The 14033-nt window shown below is 65.0% G+C and carries 14 protein-coding genes; 5 read left to right on the top strand and 9 right to left on the bottom strand.

The genetic code is table 11. The features are described 5' to 3' along the window. Positions 1-44 precede the first annotated feature (44 nt). Genes H8B02_RS14660 through H8B02_RS14645 form a run of 4 tightly spaced genes read left to right on the top strand, consistent with a single transcriptional unit; the run spans position 45 to position 5630 of the window. Positions 45-641: a hypothetical protein gene (locus H8B02_RS14660; protein ID WP_229166888.1), complete on the top strand. Its 597-nt coding sequence runs from the start codon at positions 45-47 to the stop codon at positions 639-641. Continuing rightward, a complete protein-coding gene (locus H8B02_RS14655) occupies positions 638-1837 on the top strand; it encodes an efflux RND transporter periplasmic adaptor subunit (RefSeq protein ID WP_229166887.1) in 1200 nt (399 codons plus the stop codon). Before H8B02_RS14660 ends, H8B02_RS14655 begins: the two co-directional genes overlap by 4 nt. Next, positions 1834-4953: an efflux RND transporter permease subunit gene (locus tag H8B02_RS14650; RefSeq protein WP_229166886.1), complete on the top strand. Its 3120-nt coding sequence runs from the start codon at positions 1834-1836 to the stop codon at positions 4951-4953. Before H8B02_RS14655 ends, H8B02_RS14650 begins: the two co-directional genes overlap by 4 nt. Before the next feature lie 20 nt (positions 4954-4973). Then, on the top strand, positions 4974-5630 hold the full coding sequence (locus tag H8B02_RS14645) for a hypothetical protein (RefSeq protein ID WP_229166885.1): 657 nt from the start codon (positions 4974-4976) through the stop codon (positions 5628-5630). A gap of 91 nt (positions 5631-5721) precedes the next feature. On the opposite strand, the gene H8B02_RS14640 is transcribed toward H8B02_RS14645, so the two are convergent. The 8 genes from H8B02_RS14640 to coxB form a co-directional block, all read right to left on the bottom strand. Then, positions 5722-6543, bottom strand: coding sequence for an SURF1 family protein (locus H8B02_RS14640; RefSeq protein WP_229166884.1), 822 nt, complete (start codon positions 6541-6543; stop codon positions 5722-5724). Next, positions 6540-6926, bottom strand: coding sequence for a DUF983 domain-containing protein (locus tag H8B02_RS14635; RefSeq protein ID WP_229166883.1), 387 nt, complete (start codon positions 6924-6926; stop codon positions 6540-6542). Before H8B02_RS14635 ends, H8B02_RS14640 begins: the two co-directional genes overlap by 4 nt. A 65-nt stretch (positions 6927-6991) precedes the next feature. Then, positions 6992-7888, bottom strand: coding sequence for a cytochrome c oxidase subunit 3 (locus H8B02_RS14630; RefSeq protein ID WP_229166882.1), 897 nt, complete (start codon positions 7886-7888; stop codon positions 6992-6994). A gap of 55 nt (positions 7889-7943) precedes the next feature. Further along, positions 7944-8582, bottom strand: coding sequence for a cytochrome c oxidase assembly protein (locus tag H8B02_RS14625; RefSeq protein WP_229166909.1), 639 nt, complete (start codon positions 8580-8582; stop codon positions 7944-7946). Positions 8583-8587: 5 nt separating this feature from the next. After that, the gene (locus H8B02_RS14620) at positions 8588-8752 is read right to left on the bottom strand and encodes a cytochrome c oxidase system small membrane protein (protein ID WP_176528844.1); all 165 of its coding nucleotides are present in this window, start codon (positions 8750-8752) and stop codon (positions 8588-8590) included. A 38-nt stretch (positions 8753-8790) separates the two neighbouring features. Then, positions 8791-9729: a heme o synthase gene (locus tag H8B02_RS14615; protein WP_229166881.1), complete on the bottom strand. Its 939-nt coding sequence runs from the start codon at positions 9727-9729 to the stop codon at positions 8791-8793. Between the two features lie 62 nt (positions 9730-9791). Beyond that, complete coding sequence (gene ctaD / locus H8B02_RS14610) at positions 9792-11408, bottom strand: cytochrome c oxidase subunit I (protein WP_092119146.1); 1617 nt, start codon at positions 11406-11408, stop codon at positions 9792-9794. A gap of 96 nt (positions 11409-11504) precedes the next feature. Continuing rightward, a complete protein-coding gene (coxB, locus tag H8B02_RS14605) occupies positions 11505-12344 on the bottom strand; it encodes a cytochrome c oxidase subunit II (RefSeq protein WP_229166880.1) in 840 nt (279 codons plus the stop codon). Between the two features lie 588 nt (positions 12345-12932). Here coxB and H8B02_RS14600 point away from each other — a divergent pair. Then, positions 12933-13493: an invasion associated locus B family protein gene (locus H8B02_RS14600; protein ID WP_229166879.1), complete on the top strand. Its 561-nt coding sequence runs from the start codon at positions 12933-12935 to the stop codon at positions 13491-13493. A 49-nt stretch (positions 13494-13542) separates the two neighbouring features. Here H8B02_RS14600 and H8B02_RS14595 read toward each other — a convergent pair. After that, positions 13543-14033, bottom strand: a 491-nt coding sequence (locus H8B02_RS14595) for a TlpA family protein disulfide reductase (protein ID WP_229166878.1), incomplete at its 5' end; no start/stop codon positions are given.

The raw sequence follows: 14033 nt of genomic DNA, 5'->3' as shown, positions 1-14033 counted from the left end.
ACAATTCATTTGAATAATATCGAGCCAAAGCCCAGCTTCCGGACATGTCCGAAAGCCCGCACAGCGCAATTGCAGTCCGGCCGCGTCGCGCCACCACGGGCGTGCTGGTCGGCGTCCTGGTCGCCCCCGATGCCGCGTCCATCGCCGTGCCTGAAACCTTCGCGCGCTGGCGCCGGCTTACGCCGCTGGCGACATGGCTGCCGATCGAGCTCCGCGAAGCGAGCTATGCCGGCATCCTGAACGGCGTCGCCGCCGCGCTCGACCGCGTCGGCATGATCCCGCGGCAGCTGATCCTGCTCGGCGAGGGATCGGTTGCACGGCGCATGCTCGAACTGGCGCTGCGGGGCGAGCTGCCCTGCGGCGGCATTGTCGCGATCGACGTCGCCTCCGATGCACTGCCGTTTCACATCGAGCCGACGGTGACCGCGATCCGGCTCGTCGTTCATCGCAACGATGATGCGCCGCAAGGCAGCCTGATCGGCGCGTTGCGTGCCGCCGATCTCGACGCACGCATCATCCACCTCGATTTGACCGCCGGCCGCAGCGCGACAGCGGCTGCGGCGAGCGCAACTGAAACATTTGTCCTGGAGCTGGTTGCAACGATCGGCCGCCGGACAACCGATGGAGCTGGTGACCTATGATATCCAAAGCCTTCAAGATCGCTTGCGCGGGCCTGGTGGCCGCCGCCGCAATCGGCGCCAGCGCCTACGTCGTGCATCGGCCCGACGCTGCAACGGATCATGCAGCGGCGGCGACGCAGTCCGCCGTGGCCACACCCGTCGTTCCGGTGACGGCGGCGAAGGTCCTACAGCATGATGTGCCGATCGTGCTCGAAGGACTGGGCACGGTGACGCCGATCAACACCGCCACGATACGTACCCAGGTGCAGGGCACGCTCGACAGCGTCGATTTCGTCGAGGGCAAGCAGGTGAAGCGGGGCGATGTGCTCGCCAAGATCGACCCGCGGGTCTACGAGGCCCAGGTCGACCAGGCCGAGGCCGCGCTGGCGCGCGACGAGGCGAGCCTGAAGAACGCGAGGACCAATTTGGCGCGAACGCAGCCACTCGCCAATCGCGGCTTTGCGACCCAGCAACTGCTCGACACCCAGGATTCGCAGGTCACGCAGGGCGAAGGCACCGTCGCGCTCGACAAGGCTGCGCTGGAGGCCGCGCAAACCCAGCTCAGCTTCGCCACGATCACCGCGCCGTTCGACGGCGTCACCGGCATCCGCCGCATCGATCCCGGCAACATCGTGCACCCGACTGACACCAACGGGCTCGTCGTCCTCACCCAGCTGCAGCCGATCGCGGTGATCTTCACGCTGCCGTCCGGCGAAATCCCGGGCGTGCGGCAGGCGCTGGCATCCGAAGACGCCTCGGTCGACGTCTATGATGCACAGAACAAGCGCAAGCTCGACCACGGCAGCCTGATGCTGATCAACAACCAGGTCGACAGCACGACCGGTACAGTGCAGCTGAAGGCGTCCTTTCCCAATGCCGGCAACACGCTGTGGCCCGGCACGTTCGTCAACGTCCACCTGACGATCGCCGTTCGCCACGACGCGCTCACCGTGCCGCTGACGGCGGTGCGCCAGGGACCGGACGGCGGCTTCGCCTACGTGGTCGGCGCAAACAACGTGGTCAGCATCCGCAATGTCGCCACCGGCCAATCGCGCGACGGGCAGATCCTGATCGAGCAGGGCCTCGCGGCGAACGAGACCGTGGTCACCGCGGGCCAGTACCGGCTCAATCCGGGGACGACGGTCGAGATCGTGCCCGAAGACAAGAAAGACCAGGTCCAGGACGCAACCACCGCAAGCGCAGGCATGCTGCCATGAACATCTCCGCAGGTTTTATCCGCAAGCCCGTCGCCACCGCCTTTCTGGCCATCGCCATCGTGCTGGTCGGCATGATCGCCTTCGTGCGGCTGCCGGTCTCGGCGCTGCCGACGGTGGATACCCCGACCATCCAGGTCACCGCGCAATTGCCCGGTGCCGATCCGCAGACCATGGCCTCCTCGGTTGCGACACCGCTGGAGCGGCAGTTCGGCCAGATCGCAGGCCTCACCGGCATGAGCTCAAGCAGCGGGCTCGGCAACACCCAGATCACGCTGCAATTCGCGCTGAACCGCAGCGTCGATGCGGCCGCGCAGGACGTGCAGACCGCGATCGATGCGGCATCGGGGCAATTGCCCAAGACCATGCCGTCGCCGCCGACCTTCCACAAGGTCAACCCGGCCGACGTGCCGGTGCTGCTGATCGCGCTGATGTCGGACGCCGAGCCGCTGACCAAGGTCGACGACTATGCCGACAGCATTTTGGCACAGAAATTGTCGCAGGTGCCGGGCGTTTCGCTCGTCACCATCGGCGGCATGCAAAAGCCCTCGATCCGGGTGCAGGTCAATCCGGCCAAGCTCGCCGCCGCGGGGCTCGATCTCGAGCAATTGCGCACCACGCTCGGCAACATCACCGTGAACCAGCCCAAGGGCGTGCTTTACGGCAGCCAGCAGGCCTATACGCTCGCCACCAACGACCAGGTGCTGGTCGCGAGCAAGTATGACGATCTGATCATCGCCTATCGCAACGGCGCACCGGTCCGCCTGCGTGATATCGGGCATGCCGTGGTGGCGGCCGAGGACATCACGCTGCATGGCTGGTACAACGACAAGCCCGCGGTCATCCTCGCGATCCAGCGCCAGCCCGGCGCCAACGTGATCAGCACGGTCGACGGCATCAAGAAGCTGCTGCCGCAGCTGGTGGCGAGCCTGCCGTCTGACATCAAGGTCCAGATCGCCTCTGACCGCACCCAGACCATCCGCGCCAGCGTCGCCGAAGTTCAGCTCACTTTGGTGCTGACCATTGCGCTGGTGGTCGGCGTGATCTTCCTGTTCCTGCGCAATCTGTGGGCGACCATCATCCCCGCGGTCTCGGTCCCGATCTCGCTGATCGGCACCTTCGGTGTGATGTATCTGCTCAACTACAGCCTCGACAATCTGTCGCTGATGGGCCTGTCGATCGCGGTCGGCTTCGTCGTCGACGATGCCATCGTGATGATCGAGAACATCTCGCGGCATATCGAGGAAGGTCTCTCTCCAATGCAGGCCGCCCTGAAGGGCGCCGGCGAGATCGGCTTCACTATCATCTCGATCTCGGTCTCGCTGATCGCGGTGTTCATTCCGCTGCTGCTGATGGGCGGGGTGATCGGCCGCATGTTCCAGGAATTCGCCGTCACGGTGTGCGTTGCCATCGTGGTGTCGGTGATCGTCTCGGTAACCCTGACGCCGATGATGTGCGCCTATCTGCTGTCGCCGCACCAGGGCGCCCATGCTGGAGCGGTGTCGCGCGCGCTGGAACGCGGTTTCGTTGCGATCCAGGCCGCCTACGAGGCCGTGCTTGCCAGGGCGTTGCGCTACAAGGCAACGACCCTGTCGGTCATGCTGGCAAGCGTCGTGGTGACCGGCCTGCTGTTCGTGAACATCCCCAAGGGCTTCTTTCCCCAGCAGGACACCGGCATGATCACCGGCATCACCGAGGCCTCGGCCGACATCTCGCCGGCGCAGATGGCGACGCTGCAACGCAGTGTCATCGACGTCATCGCCAAGAATCCCTCGGTTGCCAATGCGACCGGCTATATCGGACCGGGCGGCCCGACCGTGACCGAGAACAACGGCCGCCTGTTCGTGCTGTTGAAGCCGCGCAACGAGCGCAATGCATCCGCCGATCAGGCGATCCGGCAGCTCGACACCGAGTTGCAGAAGATCAAGGGGATGTCAGTGTTCATGCAGGCGACGCAGGACATCAATCTCGCCAGCCGGCTGTCCAAGACGCAGTATCAGTTCACGCTTACCGACGTGAATCAGGACGAGCTCAATCTGTGGGCCGGCAAGCTGTATCAGAAGCTGAAGACGTTGCCGGAACTGGCCGATGTCGCGACCGACCAGGCCAACGCCGCGCGCCAGCTCAAGCTGCAGATCGACCGCGACGCGGCCTCCCGCCTCGGCATCGATCCGGCCGCGGTGGACAACACGCTCTATGATTCATTTGGCCAGCGTCACGTCGCCCAGCTGTTCACGACACTCAACACCTATTACGTGATCCTCGAGGTCGATCCGTCGTTCCAGCTCGGCCCCTATGCGCTCAACCGCATCTACGTCCGCTCGTCCGCGGGAACGATGGTGCCCTTGAGCCAGATCGCGAGCATCGATTACGGCACCGCGCCGCTCTCCGTGAACCACCAGAGCCAGTTTCCGTCGGTCACGTTGAGCTTCAATCTGGCGCCGGGCACGGCGGTGGGGACCGCGGTCGCGGCGGTCCAGAAGGCGACCGCCGACCTGCACGTGCCGTCGACCGTGATCACCAGCTTCCAGGGCAATGCGCAGGCGTTCCAGGCGGCGCTCGCGTCGACGCCGATCCTGATCCTTGCGGCGGTGGTCGCCGTCTATCTGATCCTCGGCATGCTCTATGAGAGCACGATCCATCCGATCACGATCCTCTCGACCCTGCCGTCCGCCGGGCTCGGCGCACTGCTCGCGCTGTGGGCCTTCGGCTTCGGGCTCGACGTGATCGGGCTGGTCGGCATCATCCTGCTGATCGGCATCGTGCAGAAGAACGGCATCATGCTGATCGATTTCGCGCTGGAGGCCGAACGCCATCAGCATCTCCCTGCCGAGCAGTCGGTCTACATGGCCTGCAAGGCGCGCTTCCGCCCGATCCTGATGACGACCATGTGCGCGATGCTCGGCGGCGTTCCGCTGATGATCGGCACCGGCACCGGATCGGAGCTGCGTCAGCCGCTCGGCTTTGCCATCGTCGGCGGGCTGATCGTCTCGCAGCTGATGACGCTGTTCACGACGCCGGTCGTGTACATCTATCTCGACGGCTTGACCCAGTGGATCAGCCGAATACGCAGCAGCCGTCCAGCTGAGCCTGCGGCACATCCGACATTGTCGACCTGAACGTTGCCGCGGAGACGCGCATGGACATGCGTCAAATAGAGATGCGAGGGACGAGCGGAGTGCGCGAGGCCGCATTGCGGTTCTGGACGATCAGGACCGCGGCTGCAGTGCTGGGCGAACTCGGAGGCCATGCCGTCGCGGGCAAGGGGAGCCACGTCCTGGCCGCGGCCGGCGTGGTGGCGATCGGGGGCCTGTATGCGCGCGATCGTGCCGGTCGGATCGCCTTCTGGCCGGTGCTTGTCGGCGTCCTGGTCGTCAGTGCGGGATTGGCGCATATGGCGGACCGCTCGCTCGGGATCGGCGATCTTGTCGCCTCGGTTCAGCTGGCGGCGCTGTTCGCGCTCGCCCTGATCGTCTGGGCTCGGGTGGCGGGAACAACGGGATTCCTCTGCGTCGGCTCGGTCCGCGACCAGGCTCCGTTCTGGATCGTCGCGATGTTGGCGCAGGCATTCGCCAGTTCGTTGGCCGACTGGGTGGTGGACCCCGGCCAGACCGGCTCGTCGATCGTGCTGCTTGCCGTCGCGATCGGCCTGCCGGCGGTGGCCGCGGCCCGATGGGCGCGGATCGGGCGTCCCGCGCTGTTCTGGACCGCGTTCGTGTTGACCGGGATTCTCGGCGCGCTATGGGGCGACATGCTGATCCGCCTGATCGGAGCCGGCCACGTGCTCTCGACCTGACGCACGATGAGATCGGGTCGAATCCTCATCGCGCTGCTGCTTCGCAATGCTAGGCAGCCTTGCGCAGCGCGCCGCCGCAACCGCGCTTCCCTCAAGCCGCCCGGCGGCGCTGGCCGCGCCACCACAGGCCGAAGGCGATCGTGACCGCGGCGGCCAGCGAGAACCAGGTGATGGCGTACTGCATGTGGTCGTCCTTGAGCCGAACCTTGAGCGGTCCGGGCTTCGGCGTGTCGCTGTCGGGCACCGGCGCCTCGAGGTCGATATAGAACGGCGCGACCTCGCCCCAGCCGAGCACCTGCGCCATCGCGCGATGATCGCGCACGAACCACAGCCGCTTCGGCAGGTCTTCCTTCGGCGTCAGCCGGCCCGGCGGCTCGGGAAAGCGGATGTAGCCGGTCAACTCGACCGGTGCGCCGGTGACGAGGCGGCCGGTGACGCGATCCTCGAAGGCACGGTCCTGCATCGTGTTCTGGACAAAGCCGGTGTTGATCACGACGGTCTCGCCGCTGGCGAGCTTGGCCGGCAGGAACGCCCAGGTGCCGGGTCCCGCGACATCGTCGCGCACCGCCGAGCCGGAGCTGAAGACCATCGCGTCCGGCTGCTTCGCGTAGGTCGCGGTTAGGGTGACGCGGCGGAATTCATCCCTGGCCGAGGTCACCGCAGGCCACGCCGATGGCGGCGGTAGCGCCTCGGTCGGGGCAGCCAGCCGCTCGTCGAGTGCGGCGATCAACGCATGCTTCTCGAGCCGGCGCTGCAATTGCCAAACGCCGAGGGCGATGAACACCGCGATCAGGATCAGCGTGAAAATGCCGAAGCCGGCCGCGCTCGGCCGCTGTGAGCCTTTTGACGCGTTTCCTTCGCGCGAAACGGTGCTCACTTCGCTGGAAAACGCCTTGTTCGTCGTATCATTCATTGCGGGTCGCGCTCGATCAATTGGCCTTCGGCGGCCTTGTGGTGGAATTGCAGCGCGATCAGCAGCGCCTTCATCGAACGCAGCGGCAGGATCGTGGTGACCACGATCAACGGAAGCCACAGCGCGGCGTGGACCCAGAACGGCGGCTGGTACTTCACCTCGACGATCAGCGCCGCCGCGACCACGATGGCGCCGGCCAGCATGATGACGAAGATCGCCGGACCGTCGCCGGCATCGATGAACGCGAAATCGAGGCCGCAGGCCCGGCAGCGCGGCGCCAGCGTCAGGAAGCCGGAATAGAGCTTACCCTTGCCGCAACGCGGGCAGCGGCAGGCGATGCCGCGCAGCGCGCTTTCGGTCACAGTGGGCGGGGTATCCGTCATCGGTTCTCTTCAAAAGCAAAGGGGGCGGCCATCGGGCCGCCCCCTCTTAGCACGTCGGCCTGCAGTTAGTGTGCGCCGTGCGCCATGGACTCGGCGCCGTGGCCCCAGACGTAGATGCAGATGAACAGGAACAGCCAGACCACGTCGACGAAGTGCCAGTACCAGGCGGCGAACTCGAAGCCGAGGTGCTGCTTCGGCGTGAAGTGGCCGGCATAGGCGCGGATCAGGCAGACCAGCAGGAAGATGGTGCCGACCAGCACGTGGAAGCCGTGGAACCCGGTCGCCATGAAGAAGGTCGAGCCGTAGACGTTGCCGCCGAACGAGAACGTCGCATGGGCGTACTCATAGGCCTGCACGCAGGTGAAGCAGGCGCCGAGGATCACGGTGAGGATCAGGCCCTGCTTGAGGCCCTGGCGGTCGTTCTCCAGCAGCGCATGGTGCGCCCAGGTGACGGTGGTGCCCGAGGTCAGGAGCAGCAGCGTGTTGAGCAGCGGCAGATGCCAGGGATCGAAGGTCTCGATGCCATGCGGCGGCCAGGTGCCGGGAACCGAGCAGGCGCCCATCGCCGTGCCGGCGCCGCAGCCGAACACCGCATCGCGGGTGGCGTGCACCGCATCGGCCGGGAACAGCGCCGAATTGAAGAACGCCCAGAACCAGGCGACGAAGAACATCACCTCGGAGGCGATGAACAGGATCATGCCGTAGCGATGGCTGATCTGCACCACGCGGGTGTGGTCGCCCTTGTACTGGGCTTCCGTGATTACGTCGCCCCACCAGCTCGCCATGGTGTAGAGCACGCCGATGGTGCCGACACCGAACACGATCGGGGCGGCGGAGAACATGTGGTGCATCCAGCCGATCGCACCAAGCGCCATGATGAAGGCCGAGACCGAGCCGACCACCGGCCACGGGCTCGGGTCGACGAGATGATAGTCGTGATGCTTGACTTGCGCCTCAGCCATTGCCGTCTCTCCATTCGCGTGCCGCAAGGCACGTCTTAATCTTGAAATCCCAGAACTAGCCGCCCTTGCGCTGCTCCGCCTCGCCCGCAGCCACGGGCTTCGGCGCAGCATCGCGCACGGGGAAGAAGGTGTAGGACAAAGTGATGGTCTTCAGCGTGTCGTTCTCGCTGTCCTTGGCCAGCGCGGGATCGACATAGAACACCACGGCCATCTCGCGCTTCTCGCCTGGCGCCATGGTCTGCTCGGTGAAGCAGAAGCAGTTGATCTTCTGGAAATAGGCGCCGACCGTCAGCGGCGCGACGTTGTAGGCAGCTTGTCCCGTCGTGGTGCGCGCCGACTGGTTGGTCACGGTGTAGTAGACCGTGACGACCTGGCCGATCTTGACGTCGATCGTGGTCTGCTCGGCCTCGAACTTCCAGGGCAGGCCCGGCGCGACATTGGAATCGAAACTGACCGAAATGGTGCGCGCGAGCGGCGCATCCGTCGGCACCGAGGTCGCGACCTGGGTGGTGCCGTTGAAGCCGGTGGTACGACAGAACCAGTTGTAGAACGGCACGGCCGCGTAGGACGCACCGACCATCAGCACCACGACGAAGCCGCAGATCGACGCGACCATGGCGTCGCGCGTCAGCATGCGGCGCGTGACCTTGGCGCCCTCGCCTTGCGGAGCCTGCGGTGCGCCCTGGTTTGCCATCTCACTCACAGCGGCCGCACCAGCACGGCCGGCCCCTTAACCAGGGTGACGGCGAAGAACAGCACCACCATGACGCCGAGCGCGAGCGCAATGGCGATCGAGCGCTGGCGGCGGCTCTTGAGCTGCGCCTCGGTGAGGACGATCCCTTCTGGTTCGCGTTTCTCGTCCATTGGTATCCCATGCGCCCCCATCTTGCCCCCCGGCGTCCCTACCCGATGAAGACAGGCAGGATCGCGCGGACGACCACCTCGGCGAGGAGGACGGCAAACAGCGCGAACAGATAGAGGATCGAGAAGGCGAACAGCCGGCGCGTGGCCTTGTTGGCTGCAACGCCCTCGCGGCGGCGATAGACCTCGATCGCGAGCCACAGCATGCCGGCGCCTGCTACCAGCGAGGTGACGCCGTAGATCGCGTCGAAATAGCCGAGCGGCCACGGTGCCAGCGCGATTGCGACCAGCACGATGGTGTAGAGCAGGATCTGCAGCCGAGTCGCATCGGGACCGGCGACCACCGGCAGCATCGGGATGCCGGCGCGCGCATAGTCGTCGCTGCGGAACAGCGCTAGCGCCCAGAAGTGCGGCGGGGTCCAGAAGAAGATGATCAGGAACAGCAGGATCGGCTCGACCGAGAGCGAACCGGTCGCGGCCGCCCATGCCACCACCGGCGGCAGCGCGCCGGCAGCGCCGCCGATCACGATGTTCTGCGCGGTCCAGCGCTTCAGCAACATCGTGTAGATCACGGCATAGAAGAAGATGGTGAAGGCAAGCAGCGCGCCCGCCACCCAGTTGACCAGGATGCCGAGCGTCATCACCGAGAAGAAGGCGAGCGTCAGGCCGAAGGCGGCGGCTTCGGCCGGGGTGATCCGGCCGCGCGGGATCGGCCGGTTGGCGGTGCGCGACATCAAGGCGTCGACGTCGCTCTCATAGGCCATGTTCAGTGCGCCGGAGGCGCCGGCGCCGACCGCGATGCAGAGGATCGAGGTGAACACCAGCACCGGATGGACATGCACCGGCGCGATCATCAGCCCGACCAGCGCGGTGAAGATCACCAGTGACATCACGCGCGGCTTCAGCAGCGCGATGTAGTCGCCCACTTCGGCCTCGGAAATCCGGGGCAGTTCGATGGCGTTGTGATCGACAACCGACAAGATCAGGTCTCACTTCTCTCAAAAGGCGCGGCGCACCCAGGGTGCGCCGCGTTGTCGTGGACTTACTGCACGCGGGGCAGCACTTCGAACTGGTGGAACGGCGGCGGCGAGGTCAACGTCCACTCCAGCGTGGTCGCACCCGCACCCCACGGATTGTTCGCGGCCTGCTCCTTGCGGACGAAGGCATCGATCACGCCGTAGATGAAGATCAAGACGCCGATGCCGGAGATGTAAGAGCCCCAGGAGGAGATCAGGTTCCAACCGGCGAACGCATCCGGATAGTCGACGTAGCGGCGCGGCATGCCCGACAGGCCGAGGAAGTGCTGCGGGAAGAACACCAGGTTGACGCCGATGAAGGTGAACCAGAAGTGCGCCTTGGCGATCCGCTCCGAGTACATGTAGCCGAACATCTTGGGGAACCAGTAGTACCAGCCGGCGAAGATGCCGAACACCGCGCCGAGCGACAGCACGTAGTGGAAGTGCGCCACCACGTAATAGGTGTCCTGCAGCACGCGGTCGACGCCGGCATTGGCCAGCACGACGCCGGTGACGCCGCCGACGGTGAACAGGAAGATGAAGCCGATCGCCCAGATCATCGGCGCCTTGAACTCGATCGAGCCGCCCCACATCGTGGCGATCCACGAGAAGATCTTCACGCCGGTCGGCACCGCGATCACCATCGTGGCGGCGACGAAGTAGGCCTGCGTCGCCGACGACATGCCGACGGTGTACATGTGGTGCGCCCACACCACGAAGCCGATGCCGCCGATCGCGACCATGGCGTAGGCCATGCCGAGATAGCCGAACACGGGCTTGCGCGAGAAGGTGGAGACGATCTGGCTGACCATGCCGAAGGCGGGCAGGATCAGGATGTACACTTCGGGGTGGCCGAAGAACCAGAACAAATGCTGGAACAGCACGGGATCGCCGCCGCCGTCAGCCGCAAAGAATGCGGTGCCGAAATTTCGGTCGGTCAGCAGCATGGTGATCGCACCGGCGAGCACCGGCAGCGACAACAGCAGCAGGAACACGGTCACCAGGATCGACCACACGAACAGCGGCATCTTGTGCAGGGTCATGCCCGGCGCGCGCATGTTGAAGATCGTGGTGATGAAGTTGATGGCACCGAGGATCGACGACGCACCGGCGAGATGCAGCGACAGGATCGCGAAATCGACCGCAGGACCGGGATGGCCCGAGGTCGACAGCGGCGCGTACATGGTCCAGCCCGCACCGACGCCGTTGGCGCCCGGCTCACCCTCGACGAAGGTGGACAGCAGCAGCAGCGCGAACGAGGCCGGCAGCAGCCAGAACGAGATGTTGTTCATGCGCGGGAACGCCATGTCCGGCGCGCCGATCATCAGCGGCACCATCCAGTTGCCGAACCCGCCGATCATCGCCGGCATGACCATGAAGAAGATCATGATCAGACCGTGCGAGGTCACGAACACGTTATAAGTGTGAGTTTCGTGGAATATCTGGACGCCCGGGTACATCAACTCGGCACGGATCGCGATCGACATCGCAGCGCCGATGATGCCCGCGATCACCGCAAAGATAAGGTACATCGTACCGATATCCTTGTGGTTCGTGGAGTAGAGATAACGCCGCCATCCGGTCGGATGGTGGGCGTGATCGTCATGGGCGTGATCGTCGTGTGTCGCTGCGCCTGTCGCCATGTTCAAAATCCTGCCTTGCAGTCCCTCTTGGACCTTGCGGTCCCATCGCCCTTATTCCATCCGCGCCGCAAGCCTTGTGGCCTTAACCCTTGGGGCTTACTGCGCCGCCTGACCAGCCGAGGCGTAGGAATTCGCCGGGTTGGTCGCAAACTTCTTCTTGGCCCCTTCAACCCAGGTCGCGAATTCCTGGTCGCTGACGACCCGGACCGCGATCGGCATGAAGGCATGGTCCTTGCCGCACAGTTCCGAGCATTGGCCGTAGAACACGCCGGTCTTGGTGGCCTTGAACCAGCTCTCGTTGAGGCGGCCGGGGACCGAGTCGATCTTCACGCCGAAGGCCGGCACCGCGAAGGAGTGGATCACATCGGCGCCGGTGGTCTGGATCCGCACCACCTTGTTGACCGGGACCACCATCTCGTTGTCGACGCCGAGCAGGCGAGGCTGCTTGTCCTTGTCGAGCAGCGAGTCGAACTCGAACTTGCCGTTATCCGGGTAGGCGTAGGACCAATACCACTGCTTGCCGGTGACCTTCACGGTGAGGTCCGGCTTCGGCACGTCGAGCTCCAGGAACAGGAGACGGAAGGACGGCACCGCGATGCCGACCAGGATCAGGACCGGGATCAGCGTCCAGGCCACCTCGATCAGCGTGTTGTGGGTGGTCCTGGAGGGGACCGGGTTGGCCTTGGCGTTGAACTTCACCACCACGATGACGAGCAGCGCCAGCACGAACAGGGTGATGACGGTGATCAGCACCAGCAGGAAATTGTGAAACCAGATGATGTTTTCCATCACCGGGGTCGCGGCTTCCTGCAGCGTGTGCTCCCACGGCGCCGGCTGCCCCATTTCGGCGAAGGCCGATCCCGCGGCGACTGACGCCACACTCGCCACCGCCAACCCCAGCAATTGCCTGCCCAACCGGCCAATCGACATCTTCATGCCGTTCGCGCTCCCTTGCATTATTCCCCAACGCACCCCCGGCAATTGACCGGAGATACAGCACGATCCGCCCTGACAAATGGCCTTCCGGACATACCCGTCTCTGAGTCAAGGTGGGTACGGGAGCCAGATCGCTAGAACGCGTCGAAATCCAGCCTCTCAAACCATAATTCGCAGGCGCTCGCAATGCAGTAGTACGGCCGAAAGCCATGCGCCTGCGATGAAGCTGCCGCTTGCGAATTTTCCCGCAAAATCAAGCGAAAGTCGCCGAAACAACGCCGCGCACTGTTGACAGGGGGATTGCCGGATGTACGCACAGACGGGATGGCCCGCAGGAACCTGATTCGCTGCGGGCTGCCCCAATCCGGCGCGGGAATGGCTTCAAGATCGCCTTCAAGGCGCCGTCATTGCGGTATCAGTCGGCTAACGAGCACGATCCGGAACAGGGACCACCGGTTTTCCGAAAAGATCATGCTCAAACAAAGAGATGAGATCACGATGCGATTTTTGCAGGCGCATCCTGATCGCGCGTGTGAGCGGCGGCCGGGCGGACGGCCGGACCGACCGAACATCAAAGGATCGACCCGGATGGGCGCTTCGAACATTCAGGCCAAGGATTTGCAGGCAAGAGGTTTGACGGTGGCGGGCTGGCTCGGCGGCCTCGTGATTCTGGCCATTTCACTCGGCCTTTCTCTTGGCCTGACTCAGCCGGCCAACGCGCAAGGCGCGGTGCGCTCGGTCCATGGCGACTGGCAGATCCGCTGCGACACCCCGCCCGGCGCCCAGGCCGAGCAATGCGCGCTGATCCAGAGCGTGGTAGCCGAAGACCGCTCCAATGCCGGCCTGACCGTTATCGTGCTGAAGACCGCCGACCAGAAGAGCCGCCTGATGCGCGTGGTCGCCCCGCTCGGCGTGCTCCTGCCCTCCGGCCTCGGCCTGAAGCTCGACAATCAGGACGTCGGCCGCGCCGGTTTTGTCCGATGCCTGCCCAATGGCTGCGTCGCCGAAGTCGTGATGGACGACAAGCTGCTCGGCCAACTCAAGAACGCCAAGACCGCGACGTTTATTATCTTCGAGACCCCGGAAGAGGGCATCGGCTTTCCGCTCAGCCTGAATGGCCTGGCGGAGGGCTATGACAAATTGCCGTAGGGGCGAGAGGTCGGACCGCGCCGCGAAGGGCAAGAGGACGTAGCCCGGCTCACCGCCCACCACCCGCATAGTAATCGAACAACCCGCCCGCCTCCGCGGACAACCAGTCCGCTTCGCCCGTCATGTAGCCCTCGACCTGTCCGGTGATCCCGATCAGGAACGAGATCGGCATGCCGTAGAGCGCGAACGGAGTGTCGAGTTCGGCGGCGTCGACGCGCGAGACGAGACCGCCGGGATCGAAGCCGATCGCAAGGTGGCGAAGCTTGAACTGCTTGACATAGGGCGCGACCTGCGCGCGGTTGCGATCGGTGCTAACAGCGACGACCACAAGGTCGCTGCGGCCGCTGGCCGCGAGGCGATCCAGCATCGGCAGCTCGGTCCGGCACGCTGCGCACCAGGTGGCCCAGAAATTCACCAGCACCAGCCTGCCCTTGAACGAGGTGAGATCGAGCGCGCCGCCGGCGAGCGCCGGGATCGCCACCGGCGGCACCGGGCGGGCGCCTTGAACCAGTGTGAACTGGTGCCGGATGGTGCCGAATG

Source organism: Bradyrhizobium altum, assembly GCF_020889705.1.
GTDB lineage: Bacteria > Pseudomonadota > Alphaproteobacteria > Rhizobiales > Xanthobacteraceae > Bradyrhizobium > Bradyrhizobium altum.
This window is presented reverse-complemented; position numbering and strand designations above follow the sequence as displayed.

Bases quoted from the DNA above. Each gene is read 5' to 3' on its own strand.
- H8B02_RS14660 (WP_229166888.1), top strand. From the start codon at position 45: ATGTCCGAAAGCCCGCACAGCGCAATTGCAGTCCGGCCGCGTCGCGCC.
- H8B02_RS14655 (WP_229166887.1), top strand. From the start codon at position 638: ATGATATCCAAAGCCTTCAAGATCGCTTGCGCGGGCCTGGTGGCCGCC.
- H8B02_RS14650 (WP_229166886.1), top strand. From the start codon at position 1,834: ATGAACATCTCCGCAGGTTTTATCCGCAAGCCCGTCGCCACCGCCTTT.
- H8B02_RS14645 (WP_229166885.1), top strand. From the start codon at position 4,974: ATGGACATGCGTCAAATAGAGATGCGAGGGACGAGCGGAGTGCGCGAG.
- H8B02_RS14640 (WP_229166884.1), bottom strand. From the start codon at position 6,543: ATGAATGATACGACGAACAAGGCGTTTTCCAGCGAAGTGAGCACCGTT.
- H8B02_RS14635 (WP_229166883.1), bottom strand. From the start codon at position 6,926: ATGACGGATACCCCGCCCACTGTGACCGAAAGCGCGCTGCGCGGCATC.
- H8B02_RS14630 (WP_229166882.1), bottom strand. From the start codon at position 7,888: ATGGCTGAGGCGCAAGTCAAGCATCACGACTATCATCTCGTCGACCCG.
- H8B02_RS14625 (WP_229166909.1), bottom strand. From the start codon at position 8,582: ATGGCAAACCAGGGCGCACCGCAGGCTCCGCAAGGCGAGGGCGCCAAG.
- H8B02_RS14620 (WP_176528844.1), bottom strand. From the start codon at position 8,752: ATGGACGAGAAACGCGAACCAGAAGGGATCGTCCTCACCGAGGCGCAG.
- ctaD (WP_092119146.1), bottom strand. From the start codon at position 11,408: ATGGCGACAGGCGCAGCGACACACGACGATCACGCCCATGACGATCAC.
- coxB (WP_229166880.1), bottom strand. From the start codon at position 12,344: ATGAAGATGTCGATTGGCCGGTTGGGCAGGCAATTGCTGGGGTTGGCG.
- H8B02_RS14600 (WP_229166879.1), top strand. From the start codon at position 12,933: ATGGGCGCTTCGAACATTCAGGCCAAGGATTTGCAGGCAAGAGGTTTG.